The sequence below is a fragment of the Bilophila wadsworthia ATCC 49260 genome (assembly GCF_000701705.1).
Classification (GTDB): Bacteria; Desulfobacterota; Desulfovibrionia; order Desulfovibrionales; family Desulfovibrionaceae; genus Bilophila; species Bilophila wadsworthia.
The window spans coordinates 1-26488 of the sequence record NZ_JNJP01000022.1 but is presented as its reverse complement, the minus strand read 5'-3'; the positions used below and the strand labels follow the sequence as shown (position 1 = coordinate 26488).

Here is a 26488-nt window from a genome sequence, read left to right as displayed (position 1 = left end):
GAGCGGGACATGGGACATGGCGGCTATACGCTGGAACTCAGCCTCAAGGATTCGGTTTCCGCGGGGTTGAAGGATATGGGCCGGGCGCTCTCGAATGTGCGGGAACTGGTGGGCTCGCTCCGGGCTGATGTCTCCGCGCTGAACAAGGAGTCGGGGCAGGCCGTTTCCGGGCTGGATCTGGGGAAGCTGGCGGAAGGGGCCGCCGATCAGCTGGAAGGCCTGTCCAAGGGGGCGCTTCAGGAGTTGGATGCGGCATTCCGGGACAGCGGCAAGACGATGGCGGATTACTATGCCGAGCGGCGGCGTCAGGCGGGAGAAACCGCTGACATGGAGCGGGAAAACGCTTCGGAACAGGCCGAGCGGATGGCGCAGGAGCTGGAAGCCCGGAAGGACGCGTATCAGGCCGAACTGGAAGCTTTTGTGGCGCATGGGCAGAACTGGGCTGAGGCGCAGCAGGCACAGGCGGATCGGGAAGTGTCCATCAAGGCCGAGCAGGCGGAGCGCGAGAAGGCGATCGACGCCCAACGGCTTGAAGGGGCGTTGTCGCTGGCTGGCGGCATGGCGGACGCCATGAAGCAGGTCTACGAGTCCGGCCTTGCCCAGAGCAAGGGCGTGTACCAGCTGTATCAGGCACTGGCCATCGCCGAGGCCACCATCAGCACCTACAAGGCCGCTCAGGCCGCGTACGCGCAGGGCATGGAGTGGGGCGGCCCGGTGGTGGGCGCAATCATGGCCGCCACCGCCGTCGCCGCGGGCATGGCCCGTGTTGCCGCCATCAAGAGCACGCCGCTGAAAGGGTTCGCGTTCGGCGGGCTCATCGGCGGGCAGGATAAAGGCGAGCGGGCGGACAACGTGCTGATCCGCGCCACGCCCGGCGAATATATGCTCGATAGGCCCACGGTACGCCATTACGGGGTATCGGCTTTGGAGGCGCTGCGGCGCAGGAGTGTCCCCCGCGAACTGCTGGAGCCGTTCGCGTCGCCGCGTCTCCCTGCATCGGGAGGCAAGCGCACGGCCTATGCCCTCGGCGGCGAGATCGGAAACGGTTCCCTGACGGAAGGCGGCAAGGCGTCCGGCAATGAGGGGCTGACCGTGATCAACGTTATGGATTTTCAACGTGAATTCGATCGGGCGCTGGCTTCGACGCGGGGGCGGCGCGTGCTCATCAATATTTTGGGCGAGGAAGGGATTGCGTCCTGACGCCCTGTGCGGGCCGTGCGCCTGAGGAGGAAAGCAATGGCATTCAGCGGCAAGATAACGGCGGCCAACCATGCCGATCTTTTGGCCAAAATGACGAACTTCATCACGGGCGATCCGGGCACGCCGGGCCGCGACTGGACGGTGGCGCGTCAGGATTCGCTGACGTGGGGCCCGGCGACGGTCTTCCGCAATACCGGGCTGTCCGGTTCGGAAGAGGTATACGTGGGGCTTTGCGCCGCCACGTATACCGACGGCGTGAAGGGCGGGCTTGTCTGCAAGGTCTACAAGGCCTTCGACAGCGCGCCGGGCGGAACGGGGTTTCTGGATACGGCCTACGGCAACGGGACGGGGCAGAACGGGACCCATGCCTTCCTGCCTTGCTGGAATGCCGCCATGAACGTCTGGATCTGGAGCAACAAGGCGCGCGTCGTGATCGTGGCTGAGTGCAACGGGGTATACGCCAACGCCTACCTTGGACAGCTCCGGCGTTTTTCGCTGCCGAGCGAGAACCCGTGGCCTTTGGCCTGCCTGACGGACGGCTACACGAGCCTGTGGCAATACACGACATGGCACGACGCCATCACGAGCACGGGCTCGCGCGATGCGGATTTGCACAGGCGGAATCTGGCATTCGTACGGCGGGGCTCTTTCCCCTTGGCAACGACCTTTTCTTATTATCACGCCTGTCATCAGATTTGCAGGCCGGACGGCGTATGGACTTCGCACTTCGCCATTTGCCCCACGACCAGCCTGCTGGGCTCGTCGAGCGGCTATGAGACGGACATGAAGATAGACACGCAGGGGACGGGGATCGTGTTCCCGGAAGGGACGCCGCGCCTGCTCCTGCCCATGTACGTCATCCAGCTTGAGAACACGGGCGACTACACCGGGGCGTCGGCCATAGGCGAGATGTACGGGGTGCGCTGGGCTCCCGACTCGCTGGCCGGCATTGAAAGCGACGTGGACGGCTACATCCTCTTCCCCGACGTCAACCGGGTGGAGTGGCATAGCTTTATGGCCATAGGAGATGAATGATGGCGCAGCCCTGCAAGGTTTTCAGCTACACGAACGTAGGGACGGAGAAAGGCGTGCTCGCCAACATCGCCAGTGCCGCCCAGGCCGGGGGGTGGGCGGTGGACAAAAACGCCGTGGACGCCGACGGCGAACTGTATCTGCACAGTGCGGGCGGCGGGAACCGGCGGCTCTTTTTTTCGCTGCGGCTCTTGCAGGCGCACGACAACGCGGAGCGCTTTCTGCTGGCCGTGCACGGCAATACGGGGTTCGACGCTTCCGCGGCATGGGACGCGCAGCCGGGCCGGTTCACCGAAAGGCTGGCGCACGGCTATTGCTCGCGGACGACCGGGAAACCCATCTGGCTCAGGACCCCGGGGAAATACAGCATCACGTCCACGGGCTGGTGGATCCTGCCGCCGGTCGCCGAACAGATCGTGCTGGTCTGCCCGACATTCGTCATGACGGCGATGCGGGTGGTCTACACGTTTTCCGACGGGGCCAATACGCCGTATTCGGGCTGGGTGCCTCTGATGTTCGGAGCGGCGGACGGCTTCGATGCCGAGACGGAACTCAACATGGTGCTGTGGTCGGCGTGGAGCGCGAACAGCGCGATGGGGCTCATGCTTTCCGCGCTGTACGTGGCCCAGCGGGACGTCAACAACGAGTATTATTTTTGCAACAACAACTACGGCAACGTGGGGCTGCTCTGGAAGGGGGCCAATGCCGAGAAATTCCCGCCCGAGGGGACCTACGGCTACAGGACGAGCCCGCTTGCGTCCAGCGTGGTCCGCACCAGCGTCACCGTGCGCAATGTCATCGGGCGGGTGAACACAGACTACTGCCTGACAGGGACCGTCAACGCGGGCGGGAAAACCATAAACTATACGCATAAGGGCGGGGTCTGCGCATCGGTCCCCCAGTACAACGCGGCGCTCCTCCAGAACAGCGGGACGCTCCGGCACATGCTGATCAAACCGCTGCTGTATGTCTGCAACGGCGCGGACGTGCGCCTCGCGGGCGAGCTCCCGTATTGGGCGGTCAACCTGCATGGGCTCAAGCCCAAGGATCGCATCAGCATCGGGAGCCGGGTGTTTATGGTCCTGCCAGACATCTCGGACTCGGATGAGATCGGCCTCGCCGTTGAGGTGGAGGCATGATTTTCGAGGTGCTGTGGCCGCGCGCGGGCGGCGTCCCGGAGTGCTCGTACAGCGTCCCCGGCACGTCGGGCGCGTGGATCGGCGACGCCCCGCACCGGGGGGACGAAGTGCGGCACGAGGCCACGCCGCTCCCCCGGCCCTCGGGGCACCGCATGGCCGAGAGCGTTGCGGACCTCATTTACGGGCAGATCCATCTGTATCCCTCGGAAGTCCATCTGGGGCTGCTCTCGGGGATGGAGGCGCTCGACGTGGTGCTCTGGAACGCGACGTTCGCCCCCGTGCAGCTCGTCGGCGTCAACAGCGCATCGTCCGCGGGCACGACGCTTTCGGGGTTCCGTCCGGGGGTGCTGCCGCCTACCGGCGCGCTCAAGGGCCTTCTCACCGTGTTGTCTTCCGGCCCGGCGCAGCAGGATACGACGTATACGTTCGTTACCGGCATCGGGGAGCGGAGCCTGACGATCACGGCGTCGCGCGTGCTTCTGTTTCCGTTCTGGCCCGATTGGTCGGATGGTTTGGAGATCGATTATGCGTTCGACACCGTGCTGACGCGGGGTGAGAACGGCGACGAGCAGCGCCGCCCGTTGGCGAAGCGCCCCCTGCGGACGCTCCGTGCCACGATCTGGGGCGACGGCGTGAACGGGCAGCGGCTCCACCACCTTGTCCAGCACGGGAAAGATCGCGTGTTCGGCGTCCCTTTGTGGCAGGAGGCGCTGGACGTGACGGGGATCGACGCCACCCGGCAGGTGCTCATGCTTGGGAGGGATTTCAGCGACTGCTGGAATCTGACGCGGCTGTGCGATTTGATCATGCTGCATGAGCGCCGGAGCGGTACATTCATGGCTTGCTCCCTGCTTTCAAGGGACCCGGCGGGCCGGACGCTTTCCGTGACCGCGCCGGTTTCCGATGTGTTTGCGGGTGGCGCCACGCGGCTGGTCCCGCTGTTTACGGGTATCCTGACGAGCGCGGAGCCTGCCGTGGTTTCCGACGGGATGGAAACGTGGTCGGTTGAATTCCGGGAACTGGCGGGCGCGCAGCCTGCGCTGGGGGCGTTGCCCAACGCTCCTTCCGGGACGGGCGCATACCTCTGGCCGCACCGTCCCGACTGGTCGGGCGACGGCGTCGGCGGCACGTCGTCCCTGTTGCGTACGCTGCGTACCGTGCGCGGCGGCGTGATGGAACTGGGCGTCCGGAGGGATGTGGCCTCGTCGACGCATCGCCAGAAGTACCTGTTGCGGGAGCGGGAACTCGCCGACCTGCTGGATCGGGCCACAGCCCTGCGGGGGCGGTGGAAAGCGCTGCTGGTGCGCGATCCGCGTCAATATTTCACGCTGACCCGCGGGTCCACGGCGGACAAGGCGATCCTGTACGTACGGGACAACGGCGCGAAGGACGGTTTCATCCCCAACCAGCGGCTGTGGATCGCCTTGCCGGGCGGGGATGTCCTGCTCCGCCGTCTCGTGGCCGTGGAAACCGCGAACGTGGGGGAACTGGCGCTGCATCTCGGTTCCGAACTCGGCGTGACCGTGCCCCCGGCCTCTCGGGTGGGCCGGGACTACTTCGCCCGTTTGGACACGGACTGCGTGGCCATCCGGCACGAATCCGCCGGGGTTTCCCGGTGTGAGTTGTCGTTTTGCACCATACCGGAGGAAAGCTGATGCGCACCGTATTGCCTCAGATTGTGGAACTCTACGAAATCATAGCCGATACCATACATACGCTCACGACCTCGCGGGAGCCCGTCCTGTGGCGCGGCGCGGAGTGGACGCCCGCCGCCATCGAACGCGGCGAACTGCGGGGCAGCGTGGACGGCAAAGCCGCCACGGTGACGCTGACGGCGTGCATGGATACGCTGCTCACCCGGTATCTGGCTTCACTGCCCATCCTGCCGACGCGGGTGAACATTTATGAGCACGAGCCCGAGAGTGGGGATACGGTGCAGGTTTTCGGCGGCGTGGTGCTGGAGGTGATCCCGGGGGCGGACGCCACGCAGGTTTCGGTCAACTGCCTTTCGTCAAGCTGCATCCTCGATGCCATGCTGCCTCGCATGATCTACTCGGGACAGTGCCAGTTCGTGCTGTTCGATTCAGGGTGCGGGCTGGCGGCGCAGTCATGGGGAGTGACGGCGTCCGTGTCCGTGGATGGGTATCTGCTGGCGTCGCCGTCCTTCGCCGCGTACCCGAACGGGTATTTCACGCGCGGGTATGCCGCGGCGGGAGGGGATTTCCGGTTCATCGTCGCGCATGGCGGCGATACGATCACGCTCCAGCTGCCCTTTGATTCCCGGGTGGGCAACGGGGGGACCGTGACGGCGTACCCCGGATGCGACGGCTCGCCCGCCACCTGCCGGGACCGTTTCGGCAATTCCGCCCGTTTCGGCGGCTGCGCCTCCATCCCGAGCCGGAACCCCGCCGTCTGGGGATTCAAATAGGAAACCGGAAGGGGATGCTTCAGGGGAAGAGGCCTCTTTTCCCTTTCCAAAGGAAGGACCGTTATGCACTATTTCGACAACGAGGCCGCGTGGGAAGCCTTCCGCGCGGAGGCGGAGTCATGGCTCGGGACCCCCTACAGGCATTTGCAGCGGTGCAGGGGGCGCGGCGCGGACTGCACGCTGTTCGTCGGGCAGGCGCTGCTGGATGCCGGGCTGCTGACCCGTCTGGAGTACGACTACTATCCCCGTGACTGGCACGAGCATACGCGGGACGAATACGTGCTGGAGGCCAGCCACCGGCATATGCGCGACTACTTGCGTCCGGGGTTGGAGATGGCCTCCCTGCCTGTGGGTACGCCGCTCCTGCGGGGCGACTGGCTGGCGTTTTCCACTACGGAGCGCCGCGTGACCAACCATTGCGGTCTGGTCTGGCCCTGCGCCGACGGCGGGTTTCAGATGCTGCACGCCATCAACGACCGGGGCGTATCGTTTACGCCGCTCGGGAACTGGTGGCTGAGGCGCATGACCCGGCACTTCCGCATCGTCATTGCCGAAGCGGAGGTGGCCGCATGGGCGTAGGGCTTATCATCGCCGCCGTGACCATCGGGGCGACCGTGGCGACGACGCTGTTCGCCAAGGGCCCGCGCTCCACGAAGGGGGCGGACATGGCCCCGGCCAATCTCGACGCCTTCCGTCTGACCACGGCTGAGGAAGGTACGGTCATCCCCCGCGTGTTCGGCACCGTCAGGCTGCCGGGAAACCTGCTGTACTACGGCAACCTTTCCAGCGAGCCGGAGTATGAGGAAACGACCGTGGGCGGCAAGGGCGGCAAAAAGAAAAAGCAGAAGGTGCTGCAAGGCTACCACTACCGTATGGACGTGTGGCAGGGCATCGGCATGGGGCCGCTGGAACTTGTCGGCGTATATCAGGACGACCGGCTGCTCACGGAGCAGGGCGGGGCCATCTCGTGCGCCGAACAGGTCTGGAACAACGGCACGGGCGCGTTTTATCCCGCGCAGGCCGGGCCGTACGCCAGCCGCCTCCCGGGAGTGTCCCATATCTGGCTCCGGCAGTTTTATCTGGGCTTCAACGTATCCATGATGCCGACGCTGCATTACGTGGTGCGGTTCTGCGGGGATATCCCGCTGGAACACGCCATCCTGTCCAACGGCGTGAATCCGGCGGCGATCATCCTCCAGCTGCTCCTTGATGCCGGGGCTTCGTGGTCTTCCATCGACAAGCCGAGTTTTTCCGCCGCCGCGTCGTTCTGGGCACAGAAGGGCTATGGCCTGAACATCGTGTTCTCGCGTCAGAAACCCGTACGCGATCACATTATGCAGGTGCTCGGGGCGGTGGGCGGCTGGCTCATCGAGCGGGCTGACGGGACGCTGTCCCTGCGGGCTCCGGAGCCGGATGTGGCGCCCTCGGCGACGCTCGGGGAAGGCGACTTTCTGGAAGGTTCCTTTTCCTTCAAGCGGGCGGCGTGGGATACGACGTGGAACGATCTTTCCGGCAAGTTCACCGACGCGGCGCAGGACTATTCCGAGCGTGCCGTGACCGCCAACAACGCGGCCTCCATCCAGCTCCTCGGGCTGCGGCGCAAAAAGAGCGTGGACCTGACCGCCTTCACCGACCGCAGCGCGGCGCAGCGGCGCATTGAGGAACTGCGGGATGTGGAATCCTACCCGGCGGCTTCGTTCTCATTCGACGTGTCGCGTGACTATGCCCACATCGAGCAGGGGCAGATCCTCGAGATCACGCACTCGCGTTTCGGCCTTTCCGGGGTACGGGTGCGCGTGCTGGAAGTCGTACGCGGGAACCTGTCCGAGAACCGCATTTCGATTCAGGCCAGGCAGGTTGTGGAGCGGCTGTCCGGAACGTTCGTTCCTCCGGGGGAAACCCTGCCCGATCCGATGGCTCCTCCGACCGTCGTGTACCCGCCGGTCACCGGCATCCCGCCGTGGTCGGCTCCGGACCTCTCGCCGGTTCCCTTGCGGCACGCGCGGCTTTTCGAACTGCCGCGAAACCCGGAAACCGGATCCGAGCCCGTGGTGCTCGTGCTGGCGGCGAGGGAGCTGCTTTCCGAGGAAGGGGTGCTGGTGGAGCGTTCCGCCACGAACGCCGACTACAGCCCCGTTGGGCTGCTTTCGGCTCCGTGGGCGCAATACGGGACCCTTGCCGAGGCGTATCCGGCGAGTACGCTTGCCGTGGACGACACGCAGGGGCTGCTGTACCGGCCCTATAAGGAAGATCCGGCCTTCGGCCCGGTCAGCCGGACGGATCTGTTCGGGGCGCGGCGCATGGCGCTCGTCGGAGACGAATTGATGCTTTTCCAGACGGTCGTGCTTGAGGGCTCCGAGACGACGCGGCTCTCCGGCGTGGTGCGGGGCTACATGAATACGCCCGTCCAGGCGCACGCGTCGGGAGCGGCGATATGGGTATTCCGGAATCCGGGCGAGGGAAACACGGTGCAGGGACTGCCCATAGGCACGCACAACATCAAACTGCGGCCCGTTTCGGGAGACGAGGTGCTCGGCGCGGATCGGGTGGATCGCCTGTCTCTCGCCGTGACCGGAAAGGCGATGGTCCCGTGGCCCGTCACCGGGCTGCGGGCGGTACGCACGGGGGATTCCGTCGCCGTAAGCTGGAGCCCGGTGGACGTTGCTTTCGGCGGGGCCGGGACGCGCACCGAGAACGAGAACGAGCCGGTGCCCGCCGGATTCTCCGGGGATTTCGTCCTTACGGCGGCGGGTACGGAGCATGTGGTCAACGGCACGTCCATCACCCTTACGCGCTCGGGACGTTTCGCGCTGTCCGTGACGGCGCGGCAGCTCGGGTATGTTTCCCCAGCGGCATACGTCACCGTGGAATCGCAGGACGGGGAATACGTGGCCTGAGCCGGGCATTCCAACGGATAAGAACGCAACGGCATGTTTCCCGTGGCCGGAGTTCCGGGCCATCCGGCCCTGCGGCCATTGGGGGGAGCGGACCGGCGAAACAAGCAAGGAGAAGACGCAATGGCGAGTTTGACCCCGACCGGGCTTGAAACGATCACCTATGGGCAGCAAGGCTGGAATGCCATCGTGACGGCGAACATGCAGCGCCTCAATACATGGCTCGGGAAGCTGCTCCCGTTGATGGACAGCCGGAGCCGCACGGCGGGGGCCGTCCCCGTGTGGAACGCCGTCAACGGCAGCTGGGAGCCGTCCAATGCGGTGCAGGCCCTGCAAACGGAACTGGAGGCCCTCAAGTCCCGCGTGGCGGCGCTGGAGGCAGCGGCGGAAGAGCCGCCTTCCGCCTAGAATAAAGGCCGTTCCTGAGAGATCAGGAGCGGCCTTTGCCATATGAGCCGGAAGGTCTCGGAAGGAAGGAAAGAGAGGTCCGGCGGGGAGGCTGGTCAGTTCACGCTTTGGCGGAACTATTTTTCAAGGCAGGCTTTCACGGCCCCGAGAGCGGCTTCGAAGTCGACGTCGTGGGTGACTTCCTTGACGATCTGTTCGTAGGCGATGACGCCGTTGGCGCAGATGACGAACACGGCGCGGCTGAGGAGGCGGAGTTCCTTGATGGCGACGCCATAGGCCGTACCAAAGGAAAGGTCGCGGTGGTCGGAGAGGGTTTCGACGGCGTCGACCCCGGCGGCTCCGCACCAGCGGGTCTGGGCGAAGGGCAGGTCGCAGCTGATGGTCAGGATGCGGACGTTGTCGGAAAGCTTGGCGGCTTCGGTGTTGAAACGGCGGGTCTGCATGTCGCAGACGGGCGTGTCGAGGGAAGGAACCACGCTGATGACCAGCACTTTGCCCTTGTAGTCGGCCAGCGTGCGCGGCGTGAGATCATTGGCGAGCACGCAGAATTCCGGGGCCGCTTCGCCCACGGAAACGCCTTTGCCGATGAGGGTCAGGGGATTGCTCTGGAAAGTGATGATGCCGGTGCGTTCCTCAATCATGATAAGCCTCCATCCCCCAAAAAACGGGAGCGTAGTGTTGTTCTGTGTTGTGTGAAAAACGATACCGCAAACACGATAGGATGTAAATAGAAATGATTCCTGATTAAGAGAAAATCACGGAACATATCATGCTCCCTTTTTTTTTTGGGGGCGGCGCAACGATGGCGGGTGTTTCATCAACGAGAGTGGGAGCGTCAAAACGGATCTCGAAACCTAAGGTGGCGGATAAGATGAAGCGCGTGGGAAGGAAGGTTCGGGGAGAGGGAGGCGTGTGACTCTTTGAGGAAACGCCACCCTCTCTGGGGATCAGGCATTTTTCCGGCAGGCGGCGGCGAAGCGGGCGGCCCAGTGCGGGACGGCTGGAGCAAAGAGGTGCGTGTACGCCGCGAAGGTGTTGCGGACGAGGAGCCCGTCGCGGCTCTTGAGGTTGTCCGGGCCTTCCGCCGCAAGCCCTTTGGCGCGATGCCCCGGTCCGGACATGCCCACGCCGGGCGAGAGGCGCAGGGTCGGTTCCAGTTCTCCGAGCGCGACGCAGCGGGAATAGTGGAACTCGTGCCCGCGCAGGAGAGCGCCTACCGGATGGAACGGGTTTTCGGCTTCCACGGTGGCCTCCACATAGCCGAGGCCCTGCGGACGCGGGCAGAATTCCGCCCGTGCGGGGAAAATCCCGGTCATGGGGTACTGCTTCCCGTTGATCTGCAACTCCTGGCACAGGACCATGAATCCCCCGCACTCGGCATAAATGGGCATACCGCGCATGGAGTATTCCCGGATTTCCGCCAGATGCGGGGAATCCGCGAGGCGTTCGGGAACCATTTCGGGGAATCCGCCGCCGAGATAGAGCCCGTCAAGGCGATCGCCGGGCCACGGTTCGGGCGAGAGCAGGCTCAATTCGACGAGTTCGGCTCCGGCCCGGCGCAGGGCTTCGAAATTTTCCTCATAATAGAACCACAGGGCCGCATCCCGTACGAAGCCGATGGTCACAGGCGTTACGGGCGGAAGGCCGGAGTGGATCAACGCTGAGGCGGACGGTTTCCTTGTGCTGGCTGGTTCCGGCGGGCGAGAGGGCTCCATGCCGGAAGACGCGCTTTCGGCGGATACCCGCTCATTATGGGGCTGCGTAGTATCGCCGGGGGCGATGAACGTTTTTCCGAGATCGGTATCCTCAGCCGTCGCATCGGCACTCTGAGGAGCGTTGCCGGAGCCTTCCCGAAGGGTGCCCGCTTCCCGGAAAGCGGCATCCTCTCCACCTTCCCAGAACGGTTCGACGTCCCGCAGATCCGGAGCGGAGCGGGCGAGGCGCAGGGCCGCGTCGATGTCCATGTGGCGTTCAATAAGCCCGGCAAGGGAGTCGAGGGCGGCGAGCAGGGAGGCCCGGCCCAGAGCGTCCGGAGTTTCGTCGTGCATGGAGACGAGCCCCATGTGCCGCTCGGGAATGGGGTTTTCGGCAAGCCGGGGGATTTCCCCGAGGACGGGGATGCCGGTGTATGTTTCGATGCTTTGCCGGATGAGGGCGGCGTGCCGCGAGGAAGCCACACGGTTGAGGACCACGCCCGCGAGATTGACGGGCTCGAAGTGGGCCAGCCCGGCAATGACCGCGGCGGCGGTGCGGGTCATCTTGGTGACCGTGAGGGTAAGCAGGACGGGCGCGCCAAGAGCGCGGGCGAGGGTCGCGGTGGAGCAGCTCCCCTGCACGTCGCGCCCGTCGTACAGGCCCCGGTTGCCTTCAATAATGGCAAGGTCGGCATCGCCGAATGAGGTGCAGAAAAGCGCGCGCAACCGGGCATCCGTCAAAAAAAAGGGATCAAGGTTGGTCGGCGTGCGTCCCGAAGCGAGGCCGAGCCATGCGGCGTCGATGTAGTCCGGGCCTTTTTTGCAGGGTTTGACGCGGAGGCCGCGAAGCGTCAGGGCCCGGGCGAGGCCGAGCGAGAGGAGCGTTTTCCCGCCGCCTCCGGAAAGGCCGGAGACGACAAGGCGGGGCGCAGTGATGGAGGGGAAAGCGGCATCCATGTTTATTCCTGAATGCGCAGGGCGCGTTTGGCTTCCCGGACTTTCTCCGGATCGTCGTCAAAGACATACCCGCGTTCAAGCAGCCGTGTCGTGTACACGCGGTTGTAGAGGAACGCCCAGATGATGGCAACGAGCCAGAAGGATGACGCGCTGAGGATCAGGACAATGACCCCGGTGATGAGATCGCCACGGAATATGGCGGGAAAACCGCTGAAGAACAACGTCGTCCAGCTGAACCCGTAGAATCCGGTTGTGATGACGCCGGACTGCGCGTGCCTGAGTCGAATGTTTTGGGCCATGCCGTCTCCCGGAAAAGAAAAGGGAAGGAATCGCTTCCTTCCCTCAATATTCCCTCCCGTTCCCGGCAAAGCGGGGACGGGAGGGAAAGGCGCGGAGGAAAGCTCCCCCGCAACCGTTAAGACTAGTTTTCGCCTTCGGAAGAGGCCTGCTTGCCGGCGCCCTTCAGACCGTACATGGTCGTGGAGCCGGAAGACCAGTATTCCAGAGACTCTTCGGACACGAGCACGGACAGGACGTTCTTGACGTCGCGGGTGCCCTTGGCGGGGAAGAGTTCAAGGAAGTCCTTGAAGTAGTACTTGGTCTTCGCGCCGGGACGGGACATCTTGTCCTTGAGGAAGTTGATGACAATTTCCTTGTCTTCGGCGGTGACTTCAGCGGCGGAAGCAGCTTCGTGGGCTTCGCCACCGTGGGCGGCGAGGGCCAGTTCAGAGAACTTGAACTGGGTGCTCTGGCGCCAGGTGTAGTAAGCCGGATCGCGGAAGTCGTCGATCAGGTGATGGGTGAACTCAAGGCCGGTCAGTTCGAAGAAGGATTCCCAGCCGATGCGTTCGGCCCAGTCGCCCAGACGTTCGTACTTGTTGGCGTTTTCGGAGTACACTTCCACGATGTGCTTGATCGTGCTGGTGAGGGTGTTCCAGCGGGGCGGTTCGTTGGGAATGTACGCCACGACCACTTTGGAGAACTTGGGCATGGAGATACGGTTGGAAACCTTGCCGCCGACCATCAGGGCGATGCCGTCGCCTTCGCCGTCGGAGATGGGCAGGGCGGGGCACATGGTGTAGCAGTTACCGCAGTACATGCAGCGGTCCTGCTTGATGGCCACGGAGTTCACCTTCTTGCCGTCGTGTTCGCTCTTGACCGGGCGCACGGCGGCGGTGGGGCAGGCGGCGACAGCCAGCGGGATTTCGCAGAGCTGGTCAACCCACTGGTCGTCGATCATCGGAGGCTTGCGGTGGATACCCACGATACCGATGTCGGAGCAGTGCACGGCGCCGCACATGTTGATGCAGCAAGCCAGCGAAATGCGCACGGGGGCGGGCAGACGCATGTTCTTGAACTCTTCGAACATGGTGTCCATCACAGCCTTAACCGGGCCGGAGGCGTCGGTGGCGGGGGTGTGGCAGTGCACCCAGCCCTGGGTGTGCACGATGTTGGAAACGCCGGCGCCGGTGCCGCCGATGGGGAACTTGTAGGAGCCGGCGGCGAACTTGCGGCCCGCCAGGTCTTCCTTCAGGGCCTTCAGGGTGGCTTCGTCGGTCACCATGAATTCGATGTTGTTACGGGTCGTCCAGCGAACGTGCCCATCGCAGTACTTGTCGGCGATTTCGCAGATTTCGCGGATGTTGGTAACGGACATCGTACGGGTGCCGCCACAGCGCACGGTGTACACCTTATCGCCGGATTCGGCGACGTGCACGAGCACGCCGGGTTCCAGGATTTCGTGGTACAGCCATTTGCCGAAGTTCTTCTTGATGACTTCAGGGAAGAACGAGTCGTATTTGCGGGGGCCAATATCGGAGATACGGCCTTCCATCGGCTTTTCAGGATTGTAGCCGGAAGAAACAAACGCCATGGTAATTCTCCCTTCTCTTTAGCGTTGATGTCTGGAGCGGTAAGCAGCCAGGTCACGGTTCCAGCCGCCGGGCACTTCTTCTTCCTTGAAGAAGATGTACGGGTTGGAACGCGGTTCCTTGACGTGCTGAGCAAGAGCGGGGATTTCGGTGACTTCAAGCAGCTTCTGGAAGGACAGACGCTTCATGGTTTCGCCGAGACGTTCGCGGTTCTTGCCTTCTTCCATCCACCAATCCCAAATCTTTTCAATGATTTCTTTGACTTCGGTGTAAGGAGCTTCAACCGGGACGAAGGGAACGAGCAGGGAGCCCATCTGAGCGCCGTCAACGACCGGGGCCTTGGCGCCGCAGAGGATGGACGCGCCGCGTTCGTCGCCGATGTGCAGGGCGCGGGGCATGGTGTTGATACAGTGCATACAACGCACGCATTCGGCGTTGTTGATGAAGAGGCGGCTGCCGTCCCATTTCATGCACTTGGAGGGGCACAGGTTGATGACTTCGGCTTCGATGTCGAACTTGCCCCAGTCACGACCGGCGTGAGCACCGGCGTTGGGGGCGAATTCGCCGGCAACGTAGGCTTTCACAGCTTCCTGATCGATCTTGATGTCGTCCTTCCACGTACCCACGACGGCAAAGTCGGAACGGGCCATAGCGGCCACGCAGCCGTTCGGGCAGCCGTCGAACTTGAACTTGAACTTGTAGGGGAAGGCGGGACGGTGCAGCTCGTCCTGATAGTCCATGGTGAGCTGATAGCAAGCGTCCTGCGTGTTGTAGCAGGCATATTCGCAGCGGCTCTGGCCAAGGCAGGCGGCAGGCGTACGGAGGTTCGAACCGGAACCGCCGAGGTCGACGTCAAGCTTGTGGGTGAGATCGTAGAAGATCTCTTCAAGCTGCGGGGTCTGGGTGCCGATGAGCACGATGTCGCCGGTGGAACCGTGCATGTTGGTCAGACCGGAGCCACGGAGTTCCCAAATGTCGCACAGGCCACGCAGGAATTCGGTGGAGTAGTACTTACCGGAGGGCTGAGCCACGCGGACGGTGTGGAAGTGAGCCACGCCGGGGAACATTTCGGGCTGGTCGCAGTAACGGCCGATAACGCCGCCGCCGTAACCGAACACGCCCACGATGCCGCCGTGCTTCCAGTGCGTTTCCCCTTCTTTATAGGAGAGTTCAAGCACGCCGAGCAGGTCGTCGGGAGCGTCGGCGGGAACCTGAAATTCCACGTTGTCGGGGTTGGCCGCTCTGTATTCAGCTTCCTGCTTGATGTCGGACACGAAGCTGGGCCAGGGGCCAGTTTCGAGTTGATCCAACAAGGGAGTTGGATGTTTGATTGCCATTGCCTTACCTCCACTTGGTTTGGTTGGTAACCGCATTGTGGTGCGGCTGAGCGCCGCGGGATATTCTAAGACGGCCCGGGCGCAAACGCGCGAGCCTGATCTCAGTTATCTTACTTCTTGTTAAAAATACCATGCAGTTCTTGTTTGTGTCAAGGAAGGCTCGAGAAACACAGTGTCATCAAAGGATTTTGTGCACATTTAGCCCCGCGGAGCCGGGAACTCGTGCAAATGGCGCGTGATTAGGGCACGATAGAGGATAGAGTGAATTTCTGCACCAGTCCGGAAAGGGCTTTTGGGGAGTTGAAAACCGTTTCCCTCTTTGTCTTTTTTGTATAAAAAGTATGTTTAAACAGTGTGATAGTTGTTGACGGAAAAAGTTGTGCAAAGAAGAACGAAAAAGATTTAGTGATTTTTTGAACAATATTCTGGGAGCTGAGTATGTTTTCCCTTTAATACTAGCTGATTAAGCTGCTTTTGGGCCAAGGTCCAACAGGACGCACGAAAAGGCTCCCATGAAAAACAGGGGAGGTTGTCCCAAAAGGCGCGGTGTGGAGCCCCGAAGAGTGGCGGGTGCCGGGCATACGGAAAGGCGCTTGCGGAGGGCGGCTCAAACCGTCGTTAGCGGGTGTTTTCGGCGACCAGCGTGGGAAGGCAGGCGACGCTCGCTTCAGTGTGCCTGGCTCTGGCTTTGCTCAGGGCGTGTTGCGCATCCCGGTAGCGGGTGAAGGGGCCCTGGCCGACGAAGTATTGCGTGCGGCCGTTGGGAAGGCGTTCCGAGAGGATTTTGAGTTCGCCGGACCGGTTGCGGGAAGTCTGCTTGGTGAGCTTGGAGGAGCTGGCGGACGAAAGCGTTTTGAGCTTGTTTTGGGCGTCCTTGAGCGTGCGTGCGCTGGCCAGCCGCAGGTAAAAGGCGTTGTTCCGGAGGACCGGGATGCCCCGCTTGTCGGCGACGACCTCGACTTGAACGGAAATCACGCCGCGCCGGATCATGTTCAGCTTGCTGGCGGCGGCCCTGGAAACGTCGAGGATGAGTTTTTTCTTGCCCGGCCCGCGGTCGTTGATGCGGACGAGCAGGTTGTTCCCATTGGAAAGGTTGGTCACGCGGACAATGGTCCCCAAAGGAAGGGAGCGGTGCGCCGCCGTGAATTCGTTCTTGTTGTAGCGTTCCCCATTGGCTGTTTTCTTGCCGTGGAACGAGTCGCTGTAGAAGGTGGCTCCCCCGGTGAAGACCTCAAGCATGGGGCCCGGAGATCGGCCTTCCGCCTGCTGGACGGCGGCCAAATAAAAGGGAAGAGCCAAGAGCAGCAGGGTGATGGCTCGTTTTATCATGCGTATCCTTAGCGCTGCGGCCCCGTACGGCAGGCCTCCCGCGCCTGGCGGAAGAGAAAGGGCCTTGGTTTACCTCGTGATGGAGTGTGGAATTGTCATATATTTCACCCAGACTACGGATTCTGTCAACCCCGGCTTTCCATGCGCCCTCAACAAGCCTCTTAAGGCAAGGAACATGCGGGCTTCCGGGCGTACCGACACTTGGGCCGGCGCTCCGTGGGCCTTGACCTGGCGCTGAACCGGATAGTATCGTGTTTTCGGCCCTTTCGATGGGCTTTCACCCGCTCCCGCCCGCCGGACGTTTTTCCGCGCGGAGGCGGCGGACAACGGCTTACCGGGAAGAACTATGCTTGCCATCCTTGACTACAAGGCGGGGAACCAGACCAGCGTGCGCCGCGCGCTCGATCATCTGGGCATTCCCTGCGTCATCACTGCCGATCCCGCCGTCGTGGACAGCGCGGCCGGCGTGATTTTCCCCGGCGTGGGCGCGGCCGGACAGGCCATGCGCCACCTTCAGGATTCCGGCCTCGACGCTGTGCTGCGCAATGTCGTCTCGTCGGGCAGGCCCCTGCTCGGGATCTGCCTCGGCTGCCAGATCATGGTGGCCCACAGCGACGAGAACGACACGCCGACCCTCGGCCTCGTGGAAGGCCGTTGCGTGCGTTTCGACGAGCATTTGGAGGAAGGTGGGGCGCCTATCCGCATCCCGCACATGGGCTGGAACACGATTTCCCGCAAGCAGGAGAGCCCCATCCTGAAGGATGTCCCGGCTGACGCGGCCTTCTATTTCGTGCACGGCTATTATGTGGAGACGGCCCCGGAAAAGGTCATCGCCACAAGCTGTTACGGTACGGAGTTTTGCGCGGTGTATGGGCAGGACGGCCTGTGGGCCATCCAGTTCCACCCGGAAAAGAGCGGGCGGCCGGGATTGAAGATCCTTTCCAATTTCTATGAATGGTGCATGGCACGCAGCGCGGGAGGCCGGGTATGCTGACGAAACGGGTTATCCCTTGCCTTGACGTGCGCAACGGGCGCCTGACCAAGGGCGTCAAGTTCGTGGGCAACGAAGACATCGGCGATCCGGTGGAAACCGCCCGGCAGTATTACGAGGCCGGGGCCGACGAAATCGTCTTTTACGACATCACGGCTTCCGCCGAGGCGCGCGGGATCTTCCTCGACGTGGTGGAAAAGGTCGCCTCGGAGATTTTCATCCCCTTCTCCGTGGGGGGCGGCATTTCCACGGTACAGGACATGCGGGCCGTGCTGCTCGCGGGCGCGGAAAAGATTTCCGTGAACTCCGCCGCCGTGAAGCATCCTGAAATCATTTCGCAGGGCGCGGACGCGTTCGGCTCGCAGGCCATTGTGGTCGGCATGGACGTGAAGCGGGTTCCCGTCACCCCGGAAATCCCGTCCGGATACGAGATCGTGATCCACGGCGGGCGCAAGGCCATGGGAATCGACGCCATCGAGTGGGCGAAGCGCTGCGAGGCGCTCGGCGCGGGCGAACTGTGCGTCAACTCCATCGACGCCGACGGAACCAAGGACGGCTATGAGCTGACGCTCACCCGTTTGATCTGCGACGCCGTGCGTATCCCCGTCATCGCTTCCGGCGGCGCGGGGAGCCCGCAGCACATGGTGGACGCCGTGACGGAAGGCCGCGCTTCGGCGGCGCTCATCGCCTCCATCGTGCATTACGGCGAATATACGATCGGGCAGCTCAAGCAATACATGGCGGATCGCGGCGTGCCCGTCCGCCTGACGTGGTAGGCATGTCGGGCCTGACGACCGGCCTTGTCCGGCGTGATCTGCTGGATCTGGAGCAGCGGCTGCGGGACAGTCTGTACCGCGTGCTCCCGTTCGAGGCACACGCCGTCTATTTTCCCCGCCAGACCCGTTCGAAGGAACCGGAATGGCTGCCGGACGAGGGAAAGCTTTTGCTGCCGCTCGTCCGGCACGGGGAACTCCTCGGCGTGTTCATGGCCCGTGTGCCCGACGCCGAGCGCGTGACGGCGCTGCTGCCGTCCCTGCCCGGCATCGTCGATCTGTGCCTTGAGAATCTGGAGCTGTACAAGGCCGGGCGGCTTGATCCCCGCTCGGGGCTTGCGACCCATGAAGTGCTGTTGGAGCGGCTCACGCAGGAAACCGGGGCCATACAGTCGGCGTTCGCGCGGGAGTTCGGGCTGGAAAGCGGCGAAGGCAGCAGCCGGGGCGGTACGCTCGGCCTCATTGTCGTCCGGTTCGACGGCGTGCGCGAGGTGGCCCGGAATATCAGCTACGGTTTTGCGGATCGGCTCGTGGGCAAGCTGGTGGAGGCGTTTTCCGGCCAGCTCCCCGAGCAGGCGTTCGGCGCGCGCATCGGCGACAGCGCGGTTGCGGTGTTCCTTCCCGAAGCCACGCGCCCCGAGTGCGAAAACCTTTCCGCCGCCATCCTGCGGGCGATGGAGCAGGTACGCCTGCCCGATCCGCTGATCGGCAGGCAGTTCGGCGTGCAGCCCCATGCGGGCTATGCGCTCTATCCGCAGGATATGGACGGGACCCGCCAGCGCAGTTCGGAAGAGCACGGGCGTATCCTGCTGCACAAGGCCCAGCTCGCGGCGGAAGTGGCCCGCACGCGCGGCCCCGGCGGTTTCCAGGCGGGCCGGGTCATGGGGTACGGCAGGCTGCTTCTCGAAGGCGGGCACATCCGGCAGGTGATGCCCCTTTCGCGGGTCCTGACCTCGCTCGGCCGGAGCGTGGGCGCGCGGGAAGGCCAGCACTTCTCGGTCTGGTCGGTGAACTACGCGGTCAAGGGCGGTTCCGGGGACGAGTCCCTCCAGCCGCTCTACAAAGGCGAGATCGTCCTGCTGGAAGTCCGTGAATCGGAATCCGTGGCGGAGATCCTGCACCTTGGCGATCCCGCGTGGCCGCTTGAGCCCGACGACGCCCTGACGCTGCTTCAGGAGGAGCAAAGGCTGAGCGTGCAGAACGCGGCCCCCGAAGGGCAGGACGACGGCGTGTTCCACCGTCCCGATCCTCTGACCGGGCTCCTGCGGCATGGCGATTTCCTTGCCCATCTGGCGCGGGCGTGCAGCGAGTGTGAACGGTTTTCGCTGGCCCTGCTGCACGTGGACATGGCGCGCCGCGACGGTGAATCTTCCGGCGCGATCCAGCCCATGACGCAGCCCGAGCACATTATGGCGCAGGTGGCCGATCTCGCCCGTTCCGTATGCGGCAGGAAGGTGCCCGGCGGACGCTTCGGGCTGAACAGCCTCATCTTTTTCCATCCCGATCTGGAGGCGGAACCGCTCCGCGAGCTGTACGAAAAGCTGTGCGCCGACATCGCCTCGCGCCTCGGCGTGCGCGCGGGCGTGGGGCTGGCCTGCTGGCCGTTCCTCGATCTCCGGCCTTCGGACATGATCGAAGGCGCCCGCAAGGCGCTCGAATACGCGCTCCTGCTCCCCGCGCCGCATATCGGGCAGTTCGGTTCTCTCGCCCTGAACATCAGCGCGGACAAGCGGCACTGCCGGGGCGACGTGTTCGGGGCCATCGAAGAGTATAAGCTTGCCCTGCTGGCCGACGAGGATAATGTACTGGCGTGGAATTCCCTCGGCGTCTGCCTTGCCTCGCTTGGGCGCCATGCCGAAGCCCGGCGCTTTTTCGAGGAGGCGATCCAGCGTACCCCGGACGATCCCGCGCTGGCCTACAACCTCGGCGCGGTCTGCCAGAGCCTGCACGACAACGAGGCGGCTGCGGAGCATTTCCGCACCTGCATCCGGCTGTCGCCCTCGCATCTGTATGCGCTGATCCGGCTCGGGCAGCTCGACGAGGCGGAGGAACGGCTTGAAGAGGCCCGCGCCCGGTTCGAGTCGGCGGCGGCCCTCGACACCGGGAGCCCGCTCCCGTACCGGCATCTTGCCCGTCTCGCCCTGCGGCTCGGCAAAGCGGATCAGGCCCGCGAACATCTGCACCAGGCGTTGCTCCGCAATCCCCGAGATGTGGCCGCCCTCAGCCTTATGGCCGACCTCTACCTTGACGGCGGCGAAGATCCGGAGCTTGCGGAATCGCTGGCCCGCCAGAGCGTGGCCCTGCGTCCCGAATATCGGAATGGCTGGCTGGTGCTTTCCCGCGCCCTCGAAGTGCAGGGCCGTCTGTCGGACGCCCGCGAAGCCTTGCTGAAGGCCGGGGAATTGTAGAAAAGCCAGATTGGAAAAGAGGAGGGGGCCTCTTTGCGGAAGGGGTCCTCCTCTTTTCTCCTGCCACTGCCGTTACTCTTCTCCGCTCTCCGCCGCCCTTTCCCCGTACTTCTCCGCACGGCCCGCGCCCCTAGGCGAGGCTTGGTTCTTTTGCAGGCGAAAGGGCTTGCTGCACTGCTCAAGCTGAAGCGGCTGCAAGGGGCGGCGAACCTCATTCCTCCGTCTCTTGGGAGGCCTTCCGCCTCTGATCCGGGGCGTATTTTTTGAGTGTGCCTTCTTTTTCCAGCGTACTGCACAGGATATAAAAGGGGTAGATGAGGGCCAGCCCCGCCACGGCGCCCAGCTCCACGGCCTCGATGAGCGACAGGTCCGCTTCCCGCCGGGCACAGATGATGGGGGCGAAGACGACCCCGAGCAGGACGTGGAAAAGGCAGGGAAGCCAGCTTTGCGTGGGCAGCAGAAGCAGAGGGATGGAGAGGGCGGCCCCGGGGATGAGCCCGATCCAGAGGGGCGGGGATTGATGCGTCATGGCCGCGTAGGTCAAGCCCGCCAGCAATCCTCCGTAGGATATGACGAAGAGGAAGTAGCACCGGCGCTTGAGGCGCGCGTAGCTTGCAAGCTCGGACCGTATGGAGAAGCCCATTGCCGTCTCCTTGGCTGCGTTGCGTCGTGGCCCGCTGCGTTTGGCGGCAGGGGCGGGGTTGAGGCTCTGCGGCAACCCGTCAGGCTAGCCCGCCGGTTCGTCTTCGGGCTGCGCCGCTTGCGGAAGGACGACTCCCGGATACGCGGTCATTCCGGCCATGAAGCCCCAGAGCATCGTGGGAATCAGGCCGAAATCCAGCCCTTTCAATGCGGCGGTGGCGGGAGCGAAGAGGGCGCCCGCAAACGCGCAGATCAGGGCGGGAATCCAGCCTCCGTAGGGCATGAGCAGAAACAGGGCGCACAGGAACGCGCTCGGGAGCATTCCGGCCGAAGACGCCAATATGGGAGAAAGGAGAGCGCCTTCGGAACATCCGTAGATAAGGCCCCCGAACATGCCGATCAGCATCACGGCAAGCAGTCTGCAGCATCTTTGCCTTGAAGGGGTGCCTTTAGGTGCAAGGATGAGGAACCGGGTGAGGGACATGGGGTAGCCTCCGATGATCGCCCTCAAAAGGGCGGGTATTCGAAATCGGAAGATCGTGCGTTGAGCGGGCTGCGGGCTGTTGGAAGACCTATGGTTTCTTTGGTGGGCCCATTTCGTCGGAAGCGGGGCGTTTGCTGTCTTTGCCGGTGCCTTTTTCCGCCCTTTCTTTCAGTGTGTCAAAGAGCGTGAACAGGGGGTAGGAGATGCTTGCCCCCAGCAGGGCACCCCATACGGCTGCGGGGAATATGCCTATATCCATTCCCCTGAAATAACAAAATATCGGTGCAATAATGGCGCACAAGAGCGTGTCGAACAGCCAAGAGAGCCAGCCCCGCAAGGCAGGAGCAGGAGGAACGCGCCCGGGATCATCCCCAGCGCTGCGAACAGGTTCCGATCAAAGGGAATGCCGGGCGTAAAGTGATAGTACACGCTCACGCACACCCCAAGCACTGAAACGGGGAACACAAGGAAACATCTGCCTCCCGAAGGCGTGCATTTTCTGGAAAAGGCGGGAAAGCTGGAGGGAGCCATAAAACGTCCTCCCATGATGCGGAAGCGTTTTTCTGTAAAGCATGGGGGGCAGGTCCGGATTCCGGCAGTGAAGTCCTGCGGTCCGCATTCCTATCGAATGGCGCGGAACGTTGGGCAAACACCAAGAAGGACGAAACGGAGCGGTTCCGTCCGAGGGAAGGAAAAGGAGGCAACCCGGTTTCGCCGGACTGCCCCCCTGTCAATCAATCGTCGTCGGTAGGACGGATGGTCAGCACAGGGCAAGTCGCGTTCTTCACGACCTTTTCAGCCACGGAGCCGAACAGGATCAGGTCGATGCCCTTGCGTCCACGGGTACCCATAACGATGATGTCGGCCTGTTCGCTTTCGGCGAGGGCAAGGATTTCTTCAGCCGCGTAGCCGACGACGACAACGCCGCGGGCATCCACGCCGGTGAAGTGTTCGGATACAAAGTCGGTCATCGAGCGTTCGGCACCGGAAACGATTTCACCGACAAAGTTGTCGATGGTATTCGGCGGCACATGGAAACCCGTGTACTGGGTCAGCGTGGGGGCGGCGTATACTGCCACAATGCTGGCTCCGGACATCTTGGCGAGCATAACGGCGTATTCGGCTACGGATTCGCTCTGATCCGACAGGTCCAGGGCGCACAGGATCTTCTTCAAGGCAGGCATGACTCTTCTCCCTGTAAAAGATTGCACAGTGGAGAGCTTTACTGCGGAACGGCGCAGGAGCGCTCTTTGAGATTAATCAGACTGTAATCGTTTTTTCGTTAACAAACAAGAGGCCGCCTTTTATTCGTTTCCCTCTTGTGCATTGCCGGAAGCCGAGGATCGGGGGAAAAAGCGGACAGTGACGGAACTGTGGCGAAAACCAAACGTTTTCGCGCTGATGAAAAAAGGTACATTTTTTTCTTGACAGGAAACCGGATTGAGGACTAGTTTTCACGAAACACATTTGAGGACAACATGACCAACTACACCGCCACCGCATTTACCGCTTCCAACGAAAGCAGCCGCTTTTGGGGCTTCTTTTTTTATTTTGGTCGCGCCTGCGGTACAGGGGTGTGTGGGGTGTTGTTGTAAAGCAAAACCAGACATTCAGGGCCGCGGGTGCAAATCCGCGGCCTTTCTTTTTGCCGCGGATCCATGCAGCAGCTTCCCTGTGCAAACACACAAAGGATGGAATACCATGAATCTCGGCAAGCAAGTTCGTCTCCAGCGCATTTTCAATCGTGAAACCGGCCGCGCCATTATTGTTCCTATGGATCACGGCGTCTCTGTCGGTCCTATCGAAGGCATCGAGAATATCCACAAAACAGTCTCAGACATGGCCGACGGCGGCGCTGATGCTGTTCTGATGCACAAAGGGCTGTGCCGCTGCTGCTTCCGCGCTTCCGGCGAAGGTAAAGACGTCGGCCTGATCATCCATCTTTCCGCTTCCACGTCCCTGTCCAGCTACTCCAACAAGAAACGCCTCGTATGCACCGTTGAGGAAGCCATCCGCCGTGGTGCCGACGGCGTTTCCGTGCATGTGAACCTCGGCGACGACAACGAGAGCGATATGCTCGCCGACCTCGGTGAAGTCGCCCGTGTGGCCGAAGAATGGAGTATGCCTCTCCTCGCCATGCTGTACGCCCGCGGCCCCCGCATCTCCAATGAATACGATCCCGCCGTCGTTGCCCATTGTGCCCGCGTGGGCGTGGAACTCGGCGCCGACATCGTGAAAGTCCCTTACACCGGAGACATCGATTCCTTCGCCGACGTCATCGCCGGCTGCTGCGTGCCTGTGGTCATCGCCGGCGGCCCCCGCACCGAGACCACCCGCGAATTCCTCGAAATGGTGGACAATTCCCTCAAGGCGGGCGGTTCCGGCCTTTCCGTGGGCCGCAACGTGTTCCAGCATCCCAAGCGCGTGCAGCTCGTCCGTGCCCTGCGCGGCCTGGTCCATCAGGGCCTGTCACTGGACGAAGCGCTGGCCGTTGTGGAAGGCTAGCGGGAGCGGGGGAGGGCGTTTCTTGACGGGCGCTCCCCCCGGCCTCAATCCGGGAAACGCCGGTTTGGTAGAGGCGTCTGCGCGGCGGAAGCTGCGCTGGGAAAAGGGAAGGGGAAAGGTTCCGGGGAGTTCCGGGGCCGTCATTTTCCGGTCAGGACATGAAGCCTGATGCGGTTGAAACAACAGGAACGGGACCATGCCTGACATTTATTTCAAGAGCGTGCCTTTCAGCAAGGAAGACGTGACGTTGGCCCTCGAATCCGGCGTCGACGGGATCATCACCGAAGCCGAACACGTGGAGGGCGTCCGCTCCCTGGCCCTGTGCGACGTGCGGGCCGAGGCGGACATGCCGTCCGTGGGGCTCGGCTCCAAGGCCGAGGAAGAATCCATCGCCTCCCGCATCGCCGGGGGCGAGCGGCTCGTACTGGCTCAGGGGTGGGAGATCATCCCGGTGGAAAATCTGCTCGCGCAGCCCGCCGTGGCCGGAAAGCTCGCGGTCGAGGTCGCTTCGCTGGCCGAAGCCCGTCTTGCGGCGGGGGTTCTCGAATGCGGCGTGCCCGTCGTGGTGGTGCTTCCCGAAGCGCTGGCAAGCCTCAAGAACATCGTATCGGAGCTGAAATTGTCGCAAGGCACGCTGACGCTGGACAAGGCGACCATTACCGAAGTGAAGACCGTGGGCCTCGGGCACCGCGTCTGCGTCGATACGCTGACCCTCATGGAGCGGGGGCAAGGGATGCTGGTGGGCAACTCCAGCGCCTTCACCTTCCTTACGCACGCCGAAACGGAGCACAACGAATATGTGGCGGCGCGGCCTTTCCGCATCAACGCGGGCGGCGTGCACGCCTATGCGGTGATGCCCGGCGACAAGACCTGCTACGTGGGCGAATTGCGCTCCGGGGACGAAGTCCTTATCGTGGATAAGGACGGGCGCACGTCGCTCGCCACCATAGGGCGCATCAAGACCGAGGTGCGGCCCATGCTGATGATCACGGCCCAGATGGAAACGCCGGAAGGCACGCGCACCGGCTCCGTCTTTTTGCAGAACGCCGAAACCATCCGCCTTGTGCGGCCTGACGGGACGCCCGTCAGCGTGGTCGCGCTCCGGCCCGGCGACGAAGTCATCTGCCGAGCCGATGTGGCCGGGCGTCATTTCGGTATGCGCATTCAGGAAAACATCCGCGAGATATAGTCATGCCCGAATCCAACGATACCCCGGACGGCTGGTCCGAAGCCGCAGCCGCGAAACAGTCCGAAGCGCTTCAGGGGCTGCGCCTCCAGATCGACGCCGTGGACCGCGAACTGCTGGCCCTGCTCAACCGCCGTGCCTCCCTGAGCCTTGAAGTGGGGCGGGTGAAGGCGAATACGTCCGGTCCTGTCTTCCGCCCGCAGCGCGAACGGCAGATTCTGGACAACCTTGCCAGCGAGAACTCAGGCCCCCTGCCCGAGGAGCATCTGCGTTCCATCTGGCACGAAATTTTCGCTTCGTCCCGTACCCTTCAGCGTCCCGTATCCGTGGCCTATCTCGGCCCCGAGGGTACGAACTCGTATTTCGCGGCTGTGGATCTGCTCGGGAATCTTATGGATTACCGGCCTTGCAAGAACTTCCGGGAGGCCTTCGCCGCCGTACACGGAGGCGAGTGCGCGCTCGGTGTGATCCCGCTTGAGAACGTCCTGCAGGGCTCCGTGGGGCAGTGCTTCGATCTCTTCATGGAATACGATGTGTACATCCAGACCGAGTCGGTCGCCCGCATCCAGCACACGCTGCTGTCCGTGGAATCGTCTCCGGAAGCGATCAAAGTGGTGTATTCCCATCCGCAGGCGCTTGCCCAGTGCCAGCGCTGGCTGCGTCAGCACCTGCCCGAAGCCTCTCTTATGGCCTGCGATTCCACCGCCGCCGCCGCGCGCCGGGCGGTTTCCGAGCCGGGGAGCGCCGCCATCGGGCACAAGAGCCTGTCCACGATGCTCGGTTTGCCCATCCTTGCCTATAATCTTGAGGATGAGCCGACGAATCAGACGCGTTTTGTGGTCATCGGCCCCAAGCCCACGGACACTTCCGCAGCCAACAAGACTTCGGTACTGTTCACGCTGCCCGACAAGCCCGGTTCTCTGGCGGGTATTTTGGATCTGCTGTTCAAGGCGGGGGTGAATCTCCGCAAGCTGGAGTCGCGCCCCTTGCGCTCTCAGAGCTGGAAATACGCCTTTTTCGCCGATCTCGAGACGAACCTGCTCAAGCCCGAGCTCTCCGGCGTCCTCGCCGAACTCCGCAACACCTGCCACTCGTTCAGGCTGTTGGGCTGCTACACGGCAGGGGAGTAGTGAGGGAAGGAAAATGAAGATTGGGGAAGGGAGGGAAAACTTTTCTGGAGAAAAGCTTTTCCCTCCCTTCCCCAAACCCC

At 63.0% G+C, this 26488-nt stretch carries 23 protein-coding genes and 1 pseudogene; 14 read left to right on the top strand and 10 right to left on the bottom strand.

Translation table 11 applies throughout. From position 1 onward, the window contains the following. The first annotated feature begins 9 nt into the window (after window positions 1-9). From T370_RS0109545 to T370_RS0109510, 8 genes are all read left to right on the top strand, one after another. Window positions 10-1200: a hypothetical protein gene (locus T370_RS0109545; RefSeq protein WP_029435587.1), complete on the top strand. Its 1191-nt coding sequence runs from the start codon at window positions 10-12 to the stop codon at window positions 1198-1200. A 36-nt stretch (window positions 1201-1236) separates the two neighbouring features. Further along, window positions 1237-2235: a hypothetical protein gene (locus T370_RS0109540; protein WP_029435586.1), complete on the top strand. Its 999-nt coding sequence runs from the start codon at window positions 1237-1239 to the stop codon at window positions 2233-2235. Continuing rightward, complete coding sequence (locus T370_RS0109535; protein WP_029435585.1) at window positions 2235-3371, top strand: hypothetical protein; 1137 nt, start codon at window positions 2235-2237, stop codon at window positions 3369-3371. The genes T370_RS0109540 and T370_RS0109535 overlap by 1 nt, the downstream gene beginning before the upstream one ends. Next, window positions 3368-5026, top strand: a complete 1659-nt coding sequence (locus T370_RS0109530) for a hypothetical protein (RefSeq protein WP_029435584.1) — start codon at window positions 3368-3370, stop codon at window positions 5024-5026. The genes T370_RS0109535 and T370_RS0109530 overlap by 4 nt, the downstream gene beginning before the upstream one ends. After that, on the top strand, window positions 5026-5799 hold the full coding sequence (locus T370_RS0109525) for a phage BR0599 family protein (protein WP_005027922.1): 774 nt from the start codon (window positions 5026-5028) through the stop codon (window positions 5797-5799). Before T370_RS0109530 ends, T370_RS0109525 begins: the two co-directional genes overlap by 1 nt. 63 nt (window positions 5800-5862) lie before the next feature. Then, window positions 5863-6378 carry a C40 family peptidase gene (locus T370_RS0109520; protein WP_029435583.1) on the top strand — a complete coding sequence of 172 codons (516 nt, stop codon included), beginning with the start codon at window positions 5863-5865 and terminating at the stop codon, window positions 6376-6378. Next, a complete protein-coding gene (locus T370_RS0109515) occupies window positions 6369-8696 on the top strand; it encodes a phage tail protein (RefSeq protein ID WP_029435582.1) in 2328 nt (775 codons plus the stop codon). The genes T370_RS0109520 and T370_RS0109515 overlap by 10 nt, the downstream gene beginning before the upstream one ends. Before the next feature lie 120 nt (window positions 8697-8816). Beyond that, window positions 8817-9101, top strand: coding sequence for a hypothetical protein (locus tag T370_RS0109510; RefSeq protein WP_029435581.1), 285 nt, complete (start codon window positions 8817-8819; stop codon window positions 9099-9101). 116 nt (window positions 9102-9217) lie between these two features. Here T370_RS0109510 and tpx read toward each other — a convergent pair whose 3' ends face one another. The 7 genes and pseudogenes from tpx to T370_RS0109475 all read right to left on the bottom strand — a co-directional run bounded on the left by tpx (window position 9218) and on the right by T370_RS0109475 (window position 16289). After that, entirely contained in the window at window positions 9218-9742 is a 525-nt protein-coding gene (tpx, locus tag T370_RS0109505; RefSeq protein ID WP_029435580.1) for a thiol peroxidase, read from the bottom strand. Between the two features lie 306 nt (window positions 9743-10048). Beyond that, on the bottom strand, window positions 10049-11752 hold the full coding sequence (locus T370_RS0109495) for a cobyrinic acid a,c-diamide synthase CobB (RefSeq protein ID WP_029435579.1): 1704 nt from the start codon (window positions 11750-11752) through the stop codon (window positions 10049-10051). A gap of 2 nt (window positions 11753-11754) precedes the next feature. Beyond that, a complete protein-coding gene (locus T370_RS0109490; protein WP_005027916.1) occupies window positions 11755-12051 on the bottom strand; it encodes a hypothetical protein in 297 nt (98 codons plus the stop codon). A gap of 122 nt (window positions 12052-12173) precedes the next feature. Further along, entirely contained in the window at window positions 12174-12401 is a 228-nt protein-coding gene (locus T370_RS25960) for a dissimilatory sulfite reductase D family protein (protein ID WP_255344672.1), read from the bottom strand. 81 nt (window positions 12402-12482) lie between these two features. Next, window positions 12483-13625, bottom strand: a pseudogene (gene dsrB / locus T370_RS0109485) (dissimilatory-type sulfite reductase subunit beta); the annotation flags it as partial. Window positions 13626-13643: 18 nt separating this feature from the next. Beyond that, a complete protein-coding gene (dsrA, locus tag T370_RS0109480; RefSeq protein WP_005027914.1) occupies window positions 13644-14960 on the bottom strand; it encodes a dissimilatory-type sulfite reductase subunit alpha in 1317 nt (438 codons plus the stop codon). Between the two features lie 618 nt (window positions 14961-15578). Further along, window positions 15579-16289 (bottom strand): septal ring lytic transglycosylase RlpA family protein, encoded by a 711-nt coding sequence (locus T370_RS0109475; RefSeq protein ID WP_005027913.1) that lies wholly within the window; start codon window positions 16287-16289, stop codon window positions 15579-15581. 346 nt (window positions 16290-16635) lie between these two features. Here T370_RS0109475 and hisH point away from each other — a divergent pair, with 346 nt between their 5' ends. From hisH to T370_RS0109460, 3 genes are read left to right on the top strand one after another with little or no spacing between them, the layout of a single operon-like run. Further along, on the top strand, window positions 16636-17283 hold the full coding sequence (hisH, locus tag T370_RS0109470; protein ID WP_005027912.1) for an imidazole glycerol phosphate synthase subunit HisH: 648 nt from the start codon (window positions 16636-16638) through the stop codon (window positions 17281-17283). Then, complete coding sequence (gene hisF / locus T370_RS0109465; RefSeq protein WP_005027911.1) at window positions 17277-18056, top strand: imidazole glycerol phosphate synthase subunit HisF; 780 nt, start codon at window positions 17277-17279, stop codon at window positions 18054-18056. The genes hisH and hisF overlap by 7 nt, the downstream gene beginning before the upstream one ends. 2 nt (window positions 18057-18058) lie before the next feature. Continuing rightward, complete coding sequence (locus tag T370_RS0109460) at window positions 18059-20461, top strand: tetratricopeptide repeat-containing diguanylate cyclase (protein WP_016360617.1); 2403 nt, start codon at window positions 18059-18061, stop codon at window positions 20459-20461. A 211-nt stretch (window positions 20462-20672) separates the two neighbouring features. Here the strand turns inward: T370_RS0109460 and T370_RS0109455 are convergent, their stop codons facing one another. The 3 genes from T370_RS0109455 to T370_RS0109440 form a co-directional block, all read right to left on the bottom strand. Further along, window positions 20673-21104 carry a hypothetical protein gene (locus T370_RS0109455; RefSeq protein WP_029435577.1) on the bottom strand — a complete coding sequence of 144 codons (432 nt, stop codon included), beginning with the start codon at window positions 21102-21104 and terminating at the stop codon, window positions 20673-20675. An 84-nt stretch (window positions 21105-21188) separates the two neighbouring features. Continuing rightward, a complete protein-coding gene (locus T370_RS0109450) occupies window positions 21189-21587 on the bottom strand; it encodes a hypothetical protein (RefSeq protein WP_156034393.1) in 399 nt (132 codons plus the stop codon). 734 nt (window positions 21588-22321) lie between these two features. Further along, window positions 22322-22771 carry a universal stress protein gene (locus T370_RS0109440; RefSeq protein ID WP_005027907.1) on the bottom strand — a complete coding sequence of 150 codons (450 nt, stop codon included), beginning with the start codon at window positions 22769-22771 and terminating at the stop codon, window positions 22322-22324. 517 nt (window positions 22772-23288) lie between these two features. Here T370_RS0109440 and T370_RS0109435 point away from each other — a divergent pair. From T370_RS0109435 to pheA, 3 genes are all read left to right on the top strand, one after another. Next, window positions 23289-24092: a 2-amino-3,7-dideoxy-D-threo-hept-6-ulosonate synthase gene (locus tag T370_RS0109435; RefSeq protein ID WP_005027906.1), complete on the top strand. Its 804-nt coding sequence runs from the start codon at window positions 23289-23291 to the stop codon at window positions 24090-24092. A gap of 196 nt (window positions 24093-24288) precedes the next feature. Then, window positions 24289-25281, top strand: coding sequence for a 3-dehydroquinate synthase II family protein (locus T370_RS0109430; protein ID WP_029435575.1), 993 nt, complete (start codon window positions 24289-24291; stop codon window positions 25279-25281). Window positions 25282-25283: 2 nt separating this feature from the next. Next, entirely contained in the window at window positions 25284-26408 is a 1125-nt protein-coding gene (gene pheA, locus T370_RS0109425) for a prephenate dehydratase (protein WP_005027904.1), read from the top strand. Window positions 26409-26488: the final 80 nt, after the last annotated feature.